Source organism: Pseudomonas sp. MDV22-iso1, from assembly GCF_058145095.1.
Window position 1 is genome coordinate 1 of the sequence record NZ_JBYVMF010000022.1, and the last position, 14,161, is coordinate 14,161.

Annotated in this window: 14 protein-coding genes; 4 read left to right on the top strand and 10 right to left on the bottom strand. The window is 56.6% G+C overall.

Features of this window, described 5'->3' with window-relative positions:
• Positions 1–60: 60 nt before the first annotated feature.
• From msrQ to AC3ZVB_RS21930, 6 genes are all read right to left on the bottom strand, one after another.
• A complete protein-coding gene (gene msrQ, locus AC3ZVB_RS21905) occupies positions 61–681 on the bottom strand; it encodes a protein-methionine-sulfoxide reductase heme-binding subunit MsrQ (RefSeq protein ID WP_490147725.1) in 621 nt (206 codons plus the stop codon).
• Positions 681–1,694, bottom strand: coding sequence for a protein-methionine-sulfoxide reductase catalytic subunit MsrP (gene msrP, locus AC3ZVB_RS21910; RefSeq protein ID WP_490147726.1), 1,014 nt, complete (start codon positions 1,692–1,694; stop codon positions 681–683). The genes msrQ and msrP overlap by 1 nt, the downstream gene beginning before the upstream one ends.
• A 58-nt stretch (positions 1,695–1,752) precedes the next feature.
• The gene (gene pssA / locus AC3ZVB_RS21915) at positions 1,753–2,607 is read right to left on the bottom strand and encodes a CDP-diacylglycerol--serine O-phosphatidyltransferase (RefSeq protein WP_162437840.1); all 855 of its coding nucleotides are present in this window, start codon (positions 2,605–2,607) and stop codon (positions 1,753–1,755) included.
• 144 nt (positions 2,608–2,751) lie between these two features.
• The gene (gene ilvC / locus AC3ZVB_RS21920) at positions 2,752–3,768 is read right to left on the bottom strand and encodes a ketol-acid reductoisomerase (RefSeq protein ID WP_007948647.1); all 1,017 of its coding nucleotides are present in this window, start codon (positions 3,766–3,768) and stop codon (positions 2,752–2,754) included.
• Between the two features lie 48 nt (positions 3,769–3,816).
• Positions 3,817–4,308 carry an acetolactate synthase small subunit gene (ilvN, locus tag AC3ZVB_RS21925; RefSeq protein WP_003176102.1) on the bottom strand — a complete coding sequence of 164 codons (492 nt, stop codon included), beginning with the start codon at positions 4,306–4,308 and terminating at the stop codon, positions 3,817–3,819.
• A gap of 2 nt (positions 4,309–4,310) precedes the next feature.
• Entirely contained in the window at positions 4,311–6,035 is a 1,725-nt protein-coding gene (locus AC3ZVB_RS21930; RefSeq protein ID WP_162437839.1) for an acetolactate synthase 3 large subunit, read from the bottom strand.
• A gap of 400 nt (positions 6,036–6,435) precedes the next feature.
• Between AC3ZVB_RS21930 and AC3ZVB_RS21935 the strand changes: the two genes are divergently transcribed.
• On the top strand, positions 6,436–6,849 hold the full coding sequence (locus AC3ZVB_RS21935; RefSeq protein ID WP_162437838.1) for a DUF4124 domain-containing protein: 414 nt from the start codon (positions 6,436–6,438) through the stop codon (positions 6,847–6,849).
• A gap of 144 nt (positions 6,850–6,993) precedes the next feature.
• On the opposite strand, the gene AC3ZVB_RS21940 is transcribed toward AC3ZVB_RS21935, so the two are convergent.
• The 3 genes from AC3ZVB_RS21940 to mrcB are packed head-to-tail and all read right to left on the bottom strand — an operon-like array spanning position 6,994 to position 10,407.
• Positions 6,994–7,329: a YqcC family protein gene (locus AC3ZVB_RS21940; RefSeq protein ID WP_162437837.1), complete on the bottom strand. Its 336-nt coding sequence runs from the start codon at positions 7,327–7,329 to the stop codon at positions 6,994–6,996.
• The gene (locus tag AC3ZVB_RS21945; RefSeq protein ID WP_490147727.1) at positions 7,329–8,066 is read right to left on the bottom strand and encodes a tetratricopeptide repeat protein; all 738 of its coding nucleotides are present in this window, start codon (positions 8,064–8,066) and stop codon (positions 7,329–7,331) included. The genes AC3ZVB_RS21940 and AC3ZVB_RS21945 overlap by 1 nt, the downstream gene beginning before the upstream one ends.
• 16 nt (positions 8,067–8,082) lie before the next feature.
• Positions 8,083–10,407, bottom strand: a complete 2,325-nt coding sequence (mrcB, locus tag AC3ZVB_RS21950; RefSeq protein WP_490147728.1) for a penicillin-binding protein 1B — start codon at positions 10,405–10,407, stop codon at positions 8,083–8,085.
• 117 nt (positions 10,408–10,524) lie between these two features.
• Here mrcB and AC3ZVB_RS21955 point away from each other — a divergent pair, with 117 nt between their 5' ends.
• From AC3ZVB_RS21955 to AC3ZVB_RS21965, 3 genes are all read left to right on the top strand, one after another.
• Positions 10,525–12,081 (top strand): bifunctional aminoglycoside phosphotransferase/ATP-binding protein, encoded by a 1,557-nt coding sequence (locus AC3ZVB_RS21955; protein ID WP_490147729.1) that lies wholly within the window; start codon positions 10,525–10,527, stop codon positions 12,079–12,081.
• Positions 12,082–12,169: 88 nt separating this feature from the next.
• Complete coding sequence (locus AC3ZVB_RS21960) at positions 12,170–12,514, top strand: pentapeptide repeat-containing protein (protein WP_194692773.1); 345 nt, start codon at positions 12,170–12,172, stop codon at positions 12,512–12,514.
• Positions 12,515–12,757: 243 nt separating this feature from the next.
• The gene (locus AC3ZVB_RS21965) at positions 12,758–13,030 is read left to right on the top strand and encodes a TfoX/Sxy family protein (protein WP_007971093.1); all 273 of its coding nucleotides are present in this window, start codon (positions 12,758–12,760) and stop codon (positions 13,028–13,030) included.
• 249 nt (positions 13,031–13,279) lie between these two features.
• Here AC3ZVB_RS21965 and AC3ZVB_RS21970 read toward each other — a convergent pair whose 3' ends face one another.
• Entirely contained in the window at positions 13,280–14,143 is an 864-nt protein-coding gene (locus AC3ZVB_RS21970) for a ChaN family lipoprotein (RefSeq protein WP_490147730.1), read from the bottom strand.
• Between the last annotated feature and the right edge of the window lie 18 nt (positions 14,144–14,161).

Here is a 14,161-nt window from a genome sequence, read left to right on the forward strand (position 1 = left end):
TTCGACTGCGCCGGAAGTGGGGCGAATTATAGACATCCTGAATCTGCCGTCAACCCTTAATTACGCCTTTCGTGCAGAAGATCCCTTTTTATTGGTAAATCGTGGAATTCGGCGGCTTACAGAGGGGATTCGCATCACCAATAGCAGCACACCTATAGAGGCGTAGATCACCCACTCCTTCAAGTCAGCGCGCACGATCCACAGCATATGTAGCAAGCCAAGCCCGAGGATCACATAGACCAGGCGATGCAGCTTCTTCCATCCCCCCCCCAAACGGCGCTGACTGAACCGATTAGAGGTCACTGCCAACACCAACAAACCGAGAAACCCCAGCACTCCGACAATAATGTAAGGCCGCTTGCGCAATTCGACACCCAGCTGCGACCAATCGAACCCGAGGATAAAAGCGGTATAGCCGCTCAGATGCAGCACCACATATGCAAAACACCAAAGACCCAGTTGACGCCGTACAGCTACCCACCCCGCCCAACCGGTAAGCTTCTGCAAAGGCGTCATGCTCAAGGTAATCAGGAGCAACACCAGCGTTCCCAGCCCCAAGCGGTCGACCAGCACCTTCCCGGGATCAGGACCCAGTACATCCTCCCAAGCCTGATAAAGCCAAAGTACAGGCCACATCGCCGCAGCGATGAAAATCCCGATACGCCAGAACGGATAACGCATCAGTAATTCTTCCGCAGATCGAGCCCTGCATATAAGGAAGCGACTTCATCCGCATAGCCGTTGAACATTTGGGTGTCGCGCACATTGGGTTTGAACAGACCACTCGGCAATCTGCGCTCGCGTGCCTGGGTCCAGCGAGGATGATCTACTTCGGGATTCACATTCGCATAGAAGCCATACTCATCGGCAGCGATACTCTGCCAGGTCGTTTTGGGCTGCTCGCTCACCAGACTGATACGCACGATGGATTTGACGCTCTTGAAGCCGTACTTCCAGGGCACCACCAAACGCAGCGGCGCACCGTTCTGATTAGGCAACTCTCGCCCATACATGCCCACCGCAAGAATCGCTAACGGATTCATCGCCTCATCCAGGCGCAGCCCTTCTATATAAGGCCAGTCGATCAACGCAAAACCGGAACGCTGGCCCGGCATGCTCTTGGGGTCCTGCAGGGTTTCGAAGCGGATGTATTTGGCGCTGGAGGTTGGCTCGACTTCTTTGAGTAACTCCGAAATGGGGAGTCCGATCCAGGGAATGACCATCGACCACGCCTCCACACAGCGGAGTCGGTAAATCCGCTCCTCTAAATGGTAGGGCTTCATGAAATCTTCCAGTGCATACCGCCCCGGCTTACCCACCTCCCCATCCACCACGACGCTCCATGGCTCGGTCTTCAGCGCACCGGCATTCGCCGCCGGATCACCTTTATCGGTACCAAATTCATAGAAGTTGTTGTAATGGGTCGCGTCCTTGAACGGGGTGATAGCCTCATCCTTGACGTTCACTGCCCCCCATTTAGTGGACAGCAGCTTGTCCGCAAACCAGGAAGGCGCCTTGCCAGGCTCGACGTCGGCATATCGCGCAGCCTCATCAGCACCAGCCCAGCGAGGGAGACTGCTGACAGCCAGGCCGGCCACGGCAGCACCGAGCACATGACGACGGGAAAGATAGAGAGATTCAGGCGTAACGTCAGACTCATGACAGTCGGACGCTTTAGGAATTTTGATCAGCATGGCTACTCCGCAGTATTGGAGAACAGATACACCAATAGACTGCGGAGTATGAGGGATGTTACGCGTTCTTGTGCCGGCGAAGTCTCAAGAGATATTGCACCGGACCGGAGGCTGCATAAGCAAGGAAAACCAGCAGCAGAATGCGTGGTGGATCGCTGAACACTACCGCAAACACCAGGACCACAGCCAGGATCGCCACGAAAGGGACACGCCCCTTCAGATCCAGCTCCTTGAAGCTGTTGTACTTGATGTTACTGACCATCAGCATACCGGCAGCGGCAACCATCAATGCCACCAGGAAAGACATCTTGGAGCCCTGGATACCGTAATCGCTGAAGGCCCAGACAATACCAGCAACTACACCCGCAGCAGCCGGACTGGCCAGACCGATGAAGTAGCGCTTATCCGCAGTGCCAACCTGAGTGTTGAAGCGTGCCAAGCGCAAAGCAGCGCCAGCTACATAGATGAAGGCAACCATCCAGCCAACCTTGCCCATGTCGCCCAACGCCCAGCCAAACGCCAGCAATGCCGGCGCAACACCAAAGGCAACCATGTCCGACAAAGAGTCGTACTCGGCGCCGAAAGCGCTTTGTGTATTGGTCATGCGAGCAACACGGCCATCAAGCCCGTCGAGGACCATGGCGACAAAGATCGCAATCGCAGCGAAAGCAAAATACTTGCTCGCATTGACTGAGTCACCCGCACTCAATGCCGCCTGGGCGCTCATCGAATTGATGATGGAATAAAACCCTGCGAACAGATTCGCAGTAGTGAAAAGATTCGGCAGAAGATAGATACCACGATGCCGGACTTTACGACCTTCAGCGTCATGCCCTTCTTCGATATGTTCATCGATGGGCAGCAGGCTTTCGGCGTCAGAAGCCTGGTTTGGCTCTTCGGGACGTTCGCTCATGGACATTACCTTGCAACAGGGTGGAAAGTTTCGACAAGTGTCTGGGACGACGGTTCGGCCACAAACGATGCAGCTTTATACCAGAACCGGACTCCCAAACGAAAAAACGCGGCCTAGGCCGCGTTTTCCGTTCAACCGTGCGACTTAGTTTTTGGCTTTGTCGACGATCTTGTTGGCACCGATCCACGGCATCATGGAGCGCAGTTGCTCACCGATGATTTCGATACCGTGAGCGGCGTTGTTACGACGCTTGGCGGTCATCGAAGGATAGCCGGTTGCGCCTTCGCTGATGAACATCTTGGCGTATTCGCCATCCTGAATACGTTTCAGGGCGTTGCGCATGGCCTGACGGGACTCGGCGTTGATTACTTCCGGACCCGTTACATACTCGCCGTACTCAGCGTTGTTGGAGATCGAGTAGTTCATGTTGGCGATACCGCCTTCGTACATGAGGTCAACGATCAGTTTCAGTTCGTGCAGGCATTCGAAGTAAGCCATTTCCGGCGCGTAGCCAGCTTCAACCAGGGTTTCGAAACCGGCTTTTACCAGTTCAACGGTACCGCCGCACAGAACGGCTTGTTCGCCGAACAGGTCGGTTTCGGTTTCGTCCTTGAAAGTGGTTTCGATGATGCCGGTACGGCCGCCGCCAACGCCAGCAGCGTAGGACAGCGCAACGTTCTTGGCGTTGCCGGAAGCATCCTGATAGATAGCGATCAGGTCAGGGATACCGCCGCCTTTGACGAACTCGGAACGCACGGTGTGACCCGGTGCTTTCGGCGCGATCATGATCACGTCGAGGTCGGCACGCGGAACAACCTGGTTGTAGTGAATCGCGAAACCGTGGGAGAAGGCCAGGGTGGCGCCCTTCTTGATGTTCGGCTCGATTTCGTTCTTGTACAGAGCGGACTGGAACTCGTCCGGGGTCAGGATCATGACCAGGTCGGCAGCAGCAACAGCCGAAGCAACGTCGGTCACTTTCAAGCCGTGGGCTTCTGCCTTGGCAACGGTAGCCGAACCTTTACGCAGGCCAACGGTAACGTCAACGCCGGAGTCTTTCAGGTTGCACGCTTGAGCGTGACCCTGGGAGCCGTAACCAATGATGGCAACTTTCTTGCCCTGGATGATCGACAGGTCGCAGTCTTTTTCGTAATAAACTTTCATGAAATTCCCCTATATATCCAGGCCGTTCAGGCCATTCACTAATTTGGTTTAGATGCTGAGTACTTTGTCGCCGCGAGCAATCCCGGTCACGCCACTGCGGACGGTTTCCAGAATCGAGGCAGTGCCAATGGACTGAATGAAGCTGTCGAGCTTGTCGCTGGTACCGGTCAGTTGAACGGTATACACGCTGGCGCTGACATCGACGATCTGCCCACGATAAATATCGGTAGTGCGCTTGATCTCGGCGCGCTGGGCGCCGGTGGCCTTGACCTTGACCAGCATCAGCTCGCGCTCGATGTGAGCACTCTCCGACAGGTCGACCAATTTGACCACTTCAATCAACTTGTTCAGGTTTTTGGTGATCTGCTCGATCACTTCGTCATGACCAACCGTGGTCAACGTCAGACGCGACAGTGTCGGGTCTTCGGTCGGTGCCACTGTCAGGCTTTCGATGTTGTAGTTGCGCTGCGAGAACAGGCCGACTACACGAGACAGAGCGCCAGGTTCGTTTTCCAGAAGCAAGGAAATAATGTGCCGCATGATTAAGTACGCTCCGTCTTGCTCAGCCACATATCGCGCATGGAGCCGTCTTTGATCTGCATCGGATAGACGTGCTCGCTGGTGTCCACCGAGATATCGATAACCACCAGACGGTCTTTCATGGCGAACGCCTCTTCCATCTTCGACTTCAAATCTTTCGAGTCGGTGATGCGTACGCCAACATGACCATAGGCCTCTGCCAGCTTGACGAAGTCAGGCAACGATTCCATGTAGGAATGCGAGTGGCGACTGCCATAACTCATGTCCTGCCACTGGCGAACCATGCCCAACACACCGTTGTTCAGGATGACGATTTTTACAGGCAAACCGTACTGCAGGCAGGTCGACAACTCCTGAATGTTCATCTGGATGCTACCCTCGCCCGTCACACAGGCGACGTCATCATCCGGAAAGCTCAACTTGATCCCCATGGCCGCTGGAAAGCCGAACCCCATGGTGCCCAGGCCACCGGAGTTGATCCAGCGGTTCGGCTTGTTGAACTTGTAGTACTGCGCGGCGAACATCTGGTGCTGACCCACGTCTGAGGTGACATAGGCATCGCCCTTGGTCACTTCGCACAGGGTCTCGATCACGGTCTGCGGCTTGATGATGCTGCCGTCGCCCTTGTCATAAGGGAACAGGCCGCGGTCACCCCGCCATTCGTCAACTTGCTTCCACCAACTGGCAACGGACTCCTTGTTCGGGGTCTCGCCGATCTCCTTGAGAATCGCGACCATTTCGGTCAGGACACTCTCGACCGGGCCAACGATAGGCACATCGGCTTTGATAGTCTTGGAAATCGAAGCCGGGTCGATGTCGATGTGAATGATCTTGGCGTTCGGGCAAAACTTGGCCGGGCCATTGATCACGCGATCGTCGAAACGAGCGCCAACAGCAAGGATCACATCGGCATGGTGCATCGCCAGGTTAGCGGTGTAGCTGCCGTGCATGCCGAGCATGCCGATAAACTGACGGTCCGTGCCAGGGTAGGCACCGAGACCCATCAGGGTATTGGTCACTGGAAGGTTAAGCATCTTCGCCAGCTCGGTCAGCGGCGCGGAGCCACCACCAAGGATCACGCCGCCGCCCGCATACAACACAGGACGTTTGGCCGCCAGGAGCATCTCTGCTGCCTTTCGGATTTGCCCGGAGTGACCGCGGACAGCCGGGCTGTAGGAACGCAGCTTGGCTTTTTTCGGGAAGATGTATTCGAACTTCTCGGCCGGGTTGGTCATGTCTTTAGGGATATCGACAACGACCGGACCAGGACGACCGGATTGCGCCAGGTAGAACGCCTTCTTCATGACTTCCGGAATTTCCGAAGCATGCTTGATCATGAAGCTGTGCTTCACGATCGGCCGGGAGATACCGATCATGTCGGTTTCCTGGAATGCATCGGTGCCTACCATAGTGCTAGGCACCTGGCCGGAAATGATCACCATCGGAATGGAGTCCATGTACGCCGTGGCAATACCGGTAATGGCATTGGTTGCGCCCGGCCCGGAAGTTACCAGCACCACACCGGCTTTACCGGTTGCGCGGGCATAGCCGTCAGCCATATGGGTCGCAGCCTGCTCGTGACGAACCAGGATGTGAGTCACTTCCGGTTCTTTGAACAGCGCATCGTAAACATGAAGAAGAGCACCACCCGGGTACCCGTAGATGTACTTGACGCCTTCGTCACGCAAAAAGCGGACGAGCATCTCACCGCCAGATAAAAGCTCCACGTTGTTCACCTCTAAAACGCCAGAATACCGCCCACTTCAAAGAGGACGGGTCTTAATAGGTTTACTTCTCAGCAGAGCATGAGCGACGGTGGTCGCCGACTACGTCAGCACTGACTGAGCAAGTATTGGGATCGTCCCAAGTGTTGCGGGCCTTTCCCACCCAGCGCGAGGTAACGCGTTGCGGGTGTAACAGGTCGGCGCGGATGTGCGCCTCATGATCTGCTGAGTGGGTCTGCTTCTGGCAGTCCCTCTACAGCGGACTTTGGATTCTTCTGTTTCGCCCTCTCCAAGTCAAGTCGTCTATGTGCTTTATTGAAGTAAGCGCATGAGAAAGCAAGAAAAAACCGCTAAACAGCAACTGTGTTAGCTTCAATTGCGCAACTCATGGCAAGGAAATGGCATGCGAACTTTATTGATGGTCAGTCTGTTGATCAGCCCTTTGTGTATGGCCGGTCAAATCTATAAATGGGTCGACGCCCAAGGCGTTACCCATTTCGACGCTCAACCACCCCAAGGCCAAGCGTCGACAACAGTGGTCACGCCCTCTGCGCCTGCAAGCAAATCGACGCTACCTGCACGCAGCAACGTCATAGGCGATCAGCAGGCAATCGACAAATCGGTGAAAGAGCAGGTCGCTGATCAACAGGCCCAGTTGAAAGTGTTCTGCGAACAGGCACGCACCAACCTTGCTCAACTGCAGAACAATCCAAGGTTACGAGAGGATGTGGATGGCGAGATGCGTCGCCTGACCGATCAACAGCGCCAGGAGCGAACAAGCGAAGCACAGAAACAGATTGCGGAGAACTGCCAATAGGTGCGGATAGATAGCTGTAGGCGCTGCCGAGTGAAACGAGGCTGTGATATTCGATTTTGCTTTTCAAGAACAAGATCAAAAGATCGCAGCCTCGTTTCAATCGACAGCTCCTACAAGCCCTACAGATCCAACAATGAATCGGCCTTAGCGCGAGGCCGTGATCAGCAGGTCGAACTCTTTGAGCAGCACCTGCAATTGACGATCTTTGCCCTGGACGTTACGGGCAGCGAAAACCATTTCGGCCATTTCCTGAATCCCCGAGGCATTGGGCAACGGTAGATCCTGCTCCAGGATCACTTTCATCCTCGGCAGGAAGATCCATTGCAGCCATTGCTCGAAATCCAGGGTGTCGACCGAAAAGGGCTCGACACTGGAAAGCGCTTCGACCGATGGAGAAACCTCGTCCCACCAGCCCTGAACACGCAACTCGCGCTCGATCAACAGCAACTGTTCGGCGATCTTCGGGAAGCGTTCGTCCATCACAGCGAAACCTTGGCCTTCTGACGGGCCAATGCGGCGCCAGCGGAATCGCCCTGTTTTTCACGCGCCTGAGCGATCAACCCCCACAAACTGGCCTGAAGATCCGGACGACCGTTGGCCATGGTCAGGCCACGTCGCGCGAACTGCTCAGCCTGTGCCGCATCGCCTTGGGCCATGCGGACCTGAGCCAGACGATAAAGCACCTGCGGTTCCCGAGGCGCCACTCGCTGAGCACGCTCAAGACTGGACGACGCACCGTTCAGATCACCACCGGCCTGTTGCTGCTGCGCGGTCGTCAACAGCGCCAATACCGGACCATCCAGTTGCTCATCGGCAGACAAGCCCCCTCCCGTACTGGCGGAGGGAATGCCGCTCGGCGTCGACGGCATGCTGTAGCTACCCTGATTGATCGGCGCCGACTGCACTGGCGAAGTGTCGATCGGCCCCGGAGTAATAGGGCCCGGCGTGATCGGCGACGTACTGATCGGCGCCGATGCTACCGCCCCGCCACCGGGCACCATGACCACTACACCGGTATCACCTTGCGGAATCGCCTGGGTCTGGGCTTGTGCAGGACGTTTCACTGTCGTCTGACGGAAACCGCCATTCGCCTGAATACGCTCGCTGTTCGACACGGCGCTACCCGAATCCACTACCGGAATCGAACCACGCTGCACGGTGGAACAACCGCTGAGCAAAGCCACGGCGGTAACCGCTGGAATCAACCACTTGTTCACTTGAAACCCTCTTTGCTTAATTCATCCAGCCTTTGACCCAATCCATCACCGTTTCGCCAGAAGCAGGGCTTTCGCCACCGCAGGCGGCACCAGGAGGTGGTTCGCTGCCGCGAATATACGGCATCTGCACGACGCCTGGGCAGCTGGCATCCGAACCCTGTCCCGTGCGCGAATCGACCCACGCCTGCACGATGTTGTCGGGCTGCGGCATGTCCAACGGCAACGGATCGGCCTTGCGCATGAAACTGGACCAGACCTGCAATGCACCGGTAGCGCCGGTAAACGGCGTCTTGCCGTTATCATCGCGCCCCAACCACACCACCGCCAGCAAGTCCTGACTGAACCCTGCGAACCAGCTGTCTCGAGAGTCGTTACTGGTACCGGTCTTGCCGGCCAGCGTCAGGGTTTTCGGTAACACGTTGTAAACCGAACTGCCGGTACCTTCACGCATGACCCGCTGCATGGCGCTTTGAATCAGATAAATGGACGCCGGATCGAAGCGTTGCTCGATCTGGAACGGGTAACGCTTGAGCGGCTCGCCTTCTGCAGTCAGCACGCTACGAATCCCGCGCATCGGCGTATTGAAACCACCGTTGGCCAGGGTCTGATACATGGTCGCGACTTCGATCGGAGTCAAACCTCCCGCCCCGAGCAACATCGAAGGGAAAGCCGGAAATTCACGAGTCACCCCAAGGCGCGCCAGCGTCTTGAGCACGTTGGGTACACCCACCGCCAACCCAAGACGCGCGGTCGACAAGTTGTAGGAATGCGCCAACCCTTGATAAAGGAAAACCGTGCCATGGGAGCGGCGATCATAGTTCTGCGGCTTCCAGACCTGACCGTCAGCCCCCTTGACGGAAAAAGCATCATCGGACAGCCAACTGGTCAGCGTGTACTGGCTTGGCTTCTCAAGGGCGGTCAGATAAACCGCCGGCTTTATCAGCGAGCCAATCGGCCTGACCGCATCCAGTGCGCGGTTGAAACCGGCAAAACTGGCCTGCCGACTGCCGATCATGGCCTGGACTTCACCTGTTTCCGGGTTAGTCACGACCATGGCCGCTTCAACTTCATCGGACCCCTTACGCCCGGACAGACGCTTGAACGTATCGTTGACCGATGCTTCAGCTTTCATCTGCAGAATCGGGTCGAAACTGGTGAAAATCCGCAGGCCTTCCTCAGTCAAGTCTTCGTCACGATAATCCTGGCGCAGCTGGCGCTTGACCAGATCGATGAAACCCGGGAACGAGCTATCAGCCAATTTGCCGCGCGTAGTCACACCCAGTGGCATTTTCTTCGCAGCAGCGACCTGTTCGGCGGTGGCAACGCCTTGCTGCTCAAGCACGTCGAGCACCAGATTTCGCCGCTCAAGCGCGCGCTCAGGATTGCGACGCGGGTTGTAATAGGACGGTCCCTTGACCATACCGACCAGCAACGCAACCTGATGCAGTTTCAGCTCGGACAACGGCTGCCCGAAGAAGAACTGACTGGCCAGGCCAAAACCGTGTACCGCGCGCTGCCCATCCTGACCGACGAACACCTCATTGAGGTACGCCTCAAGAATTTCCCGCTTGTCGTAATGCAACTCAAGCAACATCGCCATCATGGCTTCGGTGAGTTTGCGAGACAGGCTGCGCTCGCTGGTCAGGTAGAAGTTCTTGACCAATTGTTGCGTCAGCGTACTGCCGCCCTGCGTCATCCTGCCGCCAGAGGTGTTGACGTAAAGGGCTCGCATGATCGACTTGGGCGAAACGCCCCAGTGACTGTAGAAATCCCGGTCTTCAACTGCGACGAGGGTTTCCAGCAGGTACGGCGGGACCTGATCGATCTTGATCAGAATCCTGTCTTCAAGATTTTTCGGATAGATACCACCGATCATCAGCGGCTCAAGCCGGACAACGGACAGCTTCGAACCGTTCGTCGCGGAGAGCTCGGCGACATAGTCACCCGAGAACCGGACACGCACCGGTTGGGCCTTCTCCATGCCTTCATAGAACTGGAAGCCACGGGTGTTCAGGTCGACAGTGTTGCCATTGACCGCCGCAGCGCCCGGCCCATTGCTCACGCTTTCGCGCCGGTAGCCCAAAGCGTCCAGTTCGGTGAGGAAATCTTCTTTGCTCAGCTTCTGGCCGGTGAACAGTTCCAGCGGGCGGGCGTAGACCTTGGCCGGGATTGTCCAGCGCTTGCCAGAGAACTTCTCCTGGACGATGGCGTCGAGGTAAACCGCGAAACCGGCGAGCACCACAAGGCCGACCAGACTGAGTTTAAGGGCCCATCCCAGCCAGGGGCGCATGCCCTTGGAAGGTGGTTTTTTTGGAGTGCGGGGGGATCGAGTACGAGTCATGGCGGCGGATTATACGCACTTTATTCATACTCAACAGAAGCCCTCCGAGGTTTGCGTCGGGCGGACTTGCGGCCATAATGGCGACCGTGAATTTTCCCAGACTCTGAAGGATCGCCTGTGAGCCAGTCCCTGATCGCTGCCCTGCAAAACCCGGCCCTCTACCCGCATCCCGTAGAAGGGTTCCAGGTCATCGAGACCCACATTTCCTGGGTCCTGCTCACCGGCCCGTTTGCTTATAAAGTGAAGAAGCCCATGAATTTCGGCTTCCTCGACTTCACCAGTCTCGACGCTCGCGAGCATTTTTGCGGCGAAGAGCTGCGACTTAACCAACGTTTGACCAGCGATTTGTATCTTGAAGTGTTGCCGATAACTGGCAGCGCAGATGCCCCCCAACTGGGTGGCGAAGGACCGGCCATCGAATTTGCCCTGAAAATGCGCCAGTTTCCGCAGGCTAATCTGCTGAGCACGCTGCAGGCCAATGGTGAACTGACCACCGCGCACATCGACGAGATGGCCGCGCAAATTGCTCATTTCCACCTCAACGCGCCGAAGGTCCCCGCCGAACATGAAGCCGGTCAGCCGGACAGCGTGATGGCCCCTGTCAGTCAGAACTTCGAGCAAATCCGTCCATTCCTCAGCGACAAGGCCGATCTGCTGCAACTTGATGCCCTTCAAGCCTGGGCGGAAAGCAGCTTCGAACGCCTCAAACCGCTGTTTGCCCAGCGCAAGGCCGACGGTTTTATCCGCGAATGCCACGGTGATATCCATCTGGGTAACGCCACCCTGATTGACGGCAAAGTCGTGATCTTCGACTGCATCGAATTTAACGAGCCGTTCCGCTTCACCGACGTCTACGCCGACACCGGTTTCCTGGCGATGGACCTTGAAGACCGCGGTCTGAAAAGTCTGGCGCGCCGTTTCATCAGCCAATACCTGGAACTGACTGGCGATTACCAGGGCCTTGAACTGCTGAACTTCTACAAGGCCTACCGCGCGCTGGTTCGTGCCAAGGTCACCCTGTTCAGCATGCCGGCCGAAGCCGACCCTGTGCAGCGCGCGACAACGCTGCGTCAATATCGCAACTACGCCAACCTGGCTGAAAGCTACAGCACCATTCCTTCGCGTTTCATGGCCATCACCCACGGTGTTTCTGCTGTCGGCAAGAGCCGTGTGGCAATGCGCCTGGTGGAAGCACTGGGCGCGATTCGCCTGCGCTCCGATGTGGAACGCAAGCGCCTGTTCGGCGAGCAGACCGTGACAAACGATCCGCATGCCGGCATTTATAGCGCCGACGCCAGCGCCGCAACCTATACACGCCTGCATGAAATCGCGGCCGTGATCCTGCGTGCCGGCTTCCCTGTCGTAGTCGACGCCACTTACCTCAAGCGTGAGCAACGCGACGGCGCAGCGAAAATCGCCGAGTCCACTGGCGCGCCATTTTTGATCCTTGATTGCAACGCCCCACAAGCGGTCATCGAGGGGTGGTTGGCATTGCGCCAAGCCGATAAAACCGACCCTTCCGACGCTGACCTCGCGGTAATCGCCGATCAGCAGTCCAATCGCGAAGCCCTGACACCTGCAGAGATTCTGTGCAGCAAACGGGTTCAAACCAACGAAAGCGGGACGCTCGACACTGTCGTAGCGCAAATTCGCCAGCGACTGCCAGGCCTGTAAGGATATTTCAGCCGTGGGGCCAGCGTGGCTTCACGGCTGTCAAATAGTGGCACTATACTGGCGTCATAAAACCAACAGGTGATGTGACATGAGCCAGCCCAAACTCCTCGACACTCCGCTTTATGCCTTGCTGCACAAAGACGACATCACAGGTTTCAACAATGAACGCCCCGAGGAAGGAACCATCGACATGATCGGTGGTGACTTCCGCGGCCTGGACCTGCGTGAGTTGAATGCCGAAGGTGTCGACTTCACCGACGCTTATTTTCGCTCCGCCGACTTGCGCGGCATCGACTTTCGCAAATCCTCACTCGAAGGCGCCAGCCTGGCCCACGCGCAGATTTCCGGTGCCTATTTCCCCGCAGAACTGAGTGCGGACGAGATCCTTATGTCGATGAACTTCGGCACCCGTCTGCGATATCGCACTCGCTAAAAACGACCTGTTAACCGAACGGTCCAGCGCCCCCGCTTTGCGCTGGACTATGGGTCGTAACATCCGATCCACTCGATTCCGGCACCCTCTTTCGATTCGATTCACGTATTTCCTTGGACTCGGCGCCAACGTTTCTTAGAAGCATTTGCCCTGAAACCGACCAAAGAATCACGCTTTTCCTACTGATGGCTACACTCCTGAGAAGCTTGCCCACGCACCATTCGGCCGTCGCAAGGAGGCTTGATGAATGATGAACTGCAACACCTGAAGAATCTTGGCAAGACGTCGGCGCAATGGCTGCATGCCGTGGGCATCCACAGCGCCTCGGACTTGCGTCGCCTCGGGGCGGTGGATGCCTATCGAGCCGTGCGTACGCGCGGGTTTCGGGCGTCCAAGGTGTTGTTGTATGCAATCGAAGGCGCCCTGATGGATGTGCACTGGAACGACATTCCTGCAGAACGAAAGGAAGCGCTGAACAAGCAACTGGAGGCTATTTCGTCCCGTCACAAAAATTGAATAGGCGTGAAACCCAATGATTTCGGGCCTCTAGAATGAATTTCTGTCGAATTTAAAGGCGATGAAAAATCACCTGTTGACATGGTAATGAGAATCGCTATGATTATCACAACTGGTCGCGAGACTGGTCGATATTTGAACAGCCCTTGGTTCGGACTCTCAGATATCTCCTCATCAGGCTAATCACGGTTATTTGACCCGGCTCTTGCCGGGTCTTTTTTTGCCTGTCGAAAAGCCCTCCGTACAGACTTACTTCTTCGACGGCTTGCCGAACTGTTTTCGCATCTGCTCGCAGTAATCCGGGGTTGGCTTGTCCGGGGTGTACCAAACGTAATCGGCCATTTGCGACGTGACCTCGCTACCCTGCTGAGCCAGCATCAATATTGTCGGTGCTTCGGGTGCTCCCAGATCGAGCAGATGGATAGGCACGCCAACATCCTTGCGCGCATGAAACGCGCCGGCAAACAGCACCGAAGGCTCGGGGGCGGCAAGCAAGCGCTCAGCCATGCGTCTATCGCGCTGCTGCTGAACCGCCAGCATTGCAGGCATTTGCGACGCGGGTAACAGACCGCAATGCGAGTCACTGACTTGTTTCAGAAGCTCGTCCCTCACGGACGATGCATTGGAACGCGAACCGCTCAGCGTAGGTGGGGTTGTGTAGATGGCACGTACTTCAGGCACGTCCAGATTTGCCGCCAGCAATGGGTACGGTTGAGTCAGGGAAAATCGAACGATAGGCCCGTACAGGTCCCACTCCCAGCCAGACTGCCAGTCCAGAGATCCGGGCAAATCAGTCGGTGGCGTCGCGGCGTGACGCACTTCATCAACACGAGGTTGCTGATCCGGTGTGAGCATCTCCAACAGCAAACTGCCCTGAGGCCGCCTATCCCCCAACGACTGCAACAACCACAACTGCAGCTCATGGTGATCGCGGTTGTCATGCTGCTCACCCACGATCAGTCGAGAAGACTTGGCCAGCGCCGCAATCAGCGCCTGCGGCGTCACAGCCTGACTACTGTGCAGGTCGCGAATCTCACCCACCACAGGTGGCGGCGCTGAAACATGGGTACAGGCACTCAGCAACAACACTCCCAGCATCAGCATTAAGCGCATGGATTCACCCCAGTAATG

Excerpts from the sequence above, each read along its gene's own strand:
- msrQ (WP_490147725.1), bottom strand. The coding sequence starts at position 681 with ATGCGTTATCCGTTCTGGCGTATCGGGATTTTCATCGCTGCGGCGATG.
- msrP (WP_490147726.1), bottom strand. The coding sequence starts at position 1,694 with ATGCTGATCAAAATTCCTAAAGCGTCCGACTGTCATGAGTCTGACGTT.
- pssA (WP_162437840.1), bottom strand. The coding sequence starts at position 2,607 with ATGAGCGAACGTCCCGAAGAGCCAAACCAGGCTTCTGACGCCGAAAGC.
- ilvC (WP_007948647.1), bottom strand. The coding sequence starts at position 3,768 with ATGAAAGTTTATTACGAAAAAGACTGCGACCTGTCGATCATCCAGGGC.
- ilvN (WP_003176102.1), bottom strand. The coding sequence starts at position 4,308 with ATGCGGCACATTATTTCCTTGCTTCTGGAAAACGAACCTGGCGCTCTG.
- AC3ZVB_RS21935 (WP_162437838.1), top strand. The coding sequence starts at position 6,436 with ATGCGAACTTTATTGATGGTCAGTCTGTTGATCAGCCCTTTGTGTATG.
- AC3ZVB_RS21940 (WP_162437837.1), bottom strand. The coding sequence starts at position 7,329 with ATGGACGAACGCTTCCCGAAGATCGCCGAACAGTTGCTGTTGATCGAG.
- mrcB (WP_490147728.1), bottom strand. The coding sequence starts at position 10,407 with ATGACTCGTACTCGATCCCCCCGCACTCCAAAAAAACCACCTTCCAAG.
- AC3ZVB_RS21960 (WP_194692773.1), top strand. The coding sequence starts at position 12,170 with ATGAGCCAGCCCAAACTCCTCGACACTCCGCTTTATGCCTTGCTGCAC.
- AC3ZVB_RS21965 (WP_007971093.1), top strand. The coding sequence starts at position 12,758 with ATGAATGATGAACTGCAACACCTGAAGAATCTTGGCAAGACGTCGGCG.
- AC3ZVB_RS21970 (WP_490147730.1), bottom strand. The coding sequence starts at position 14,143 with ATGCGCTTAATGCTGATGCTGGGAGTGTTGTTGCTGAGTGCCTGTACC.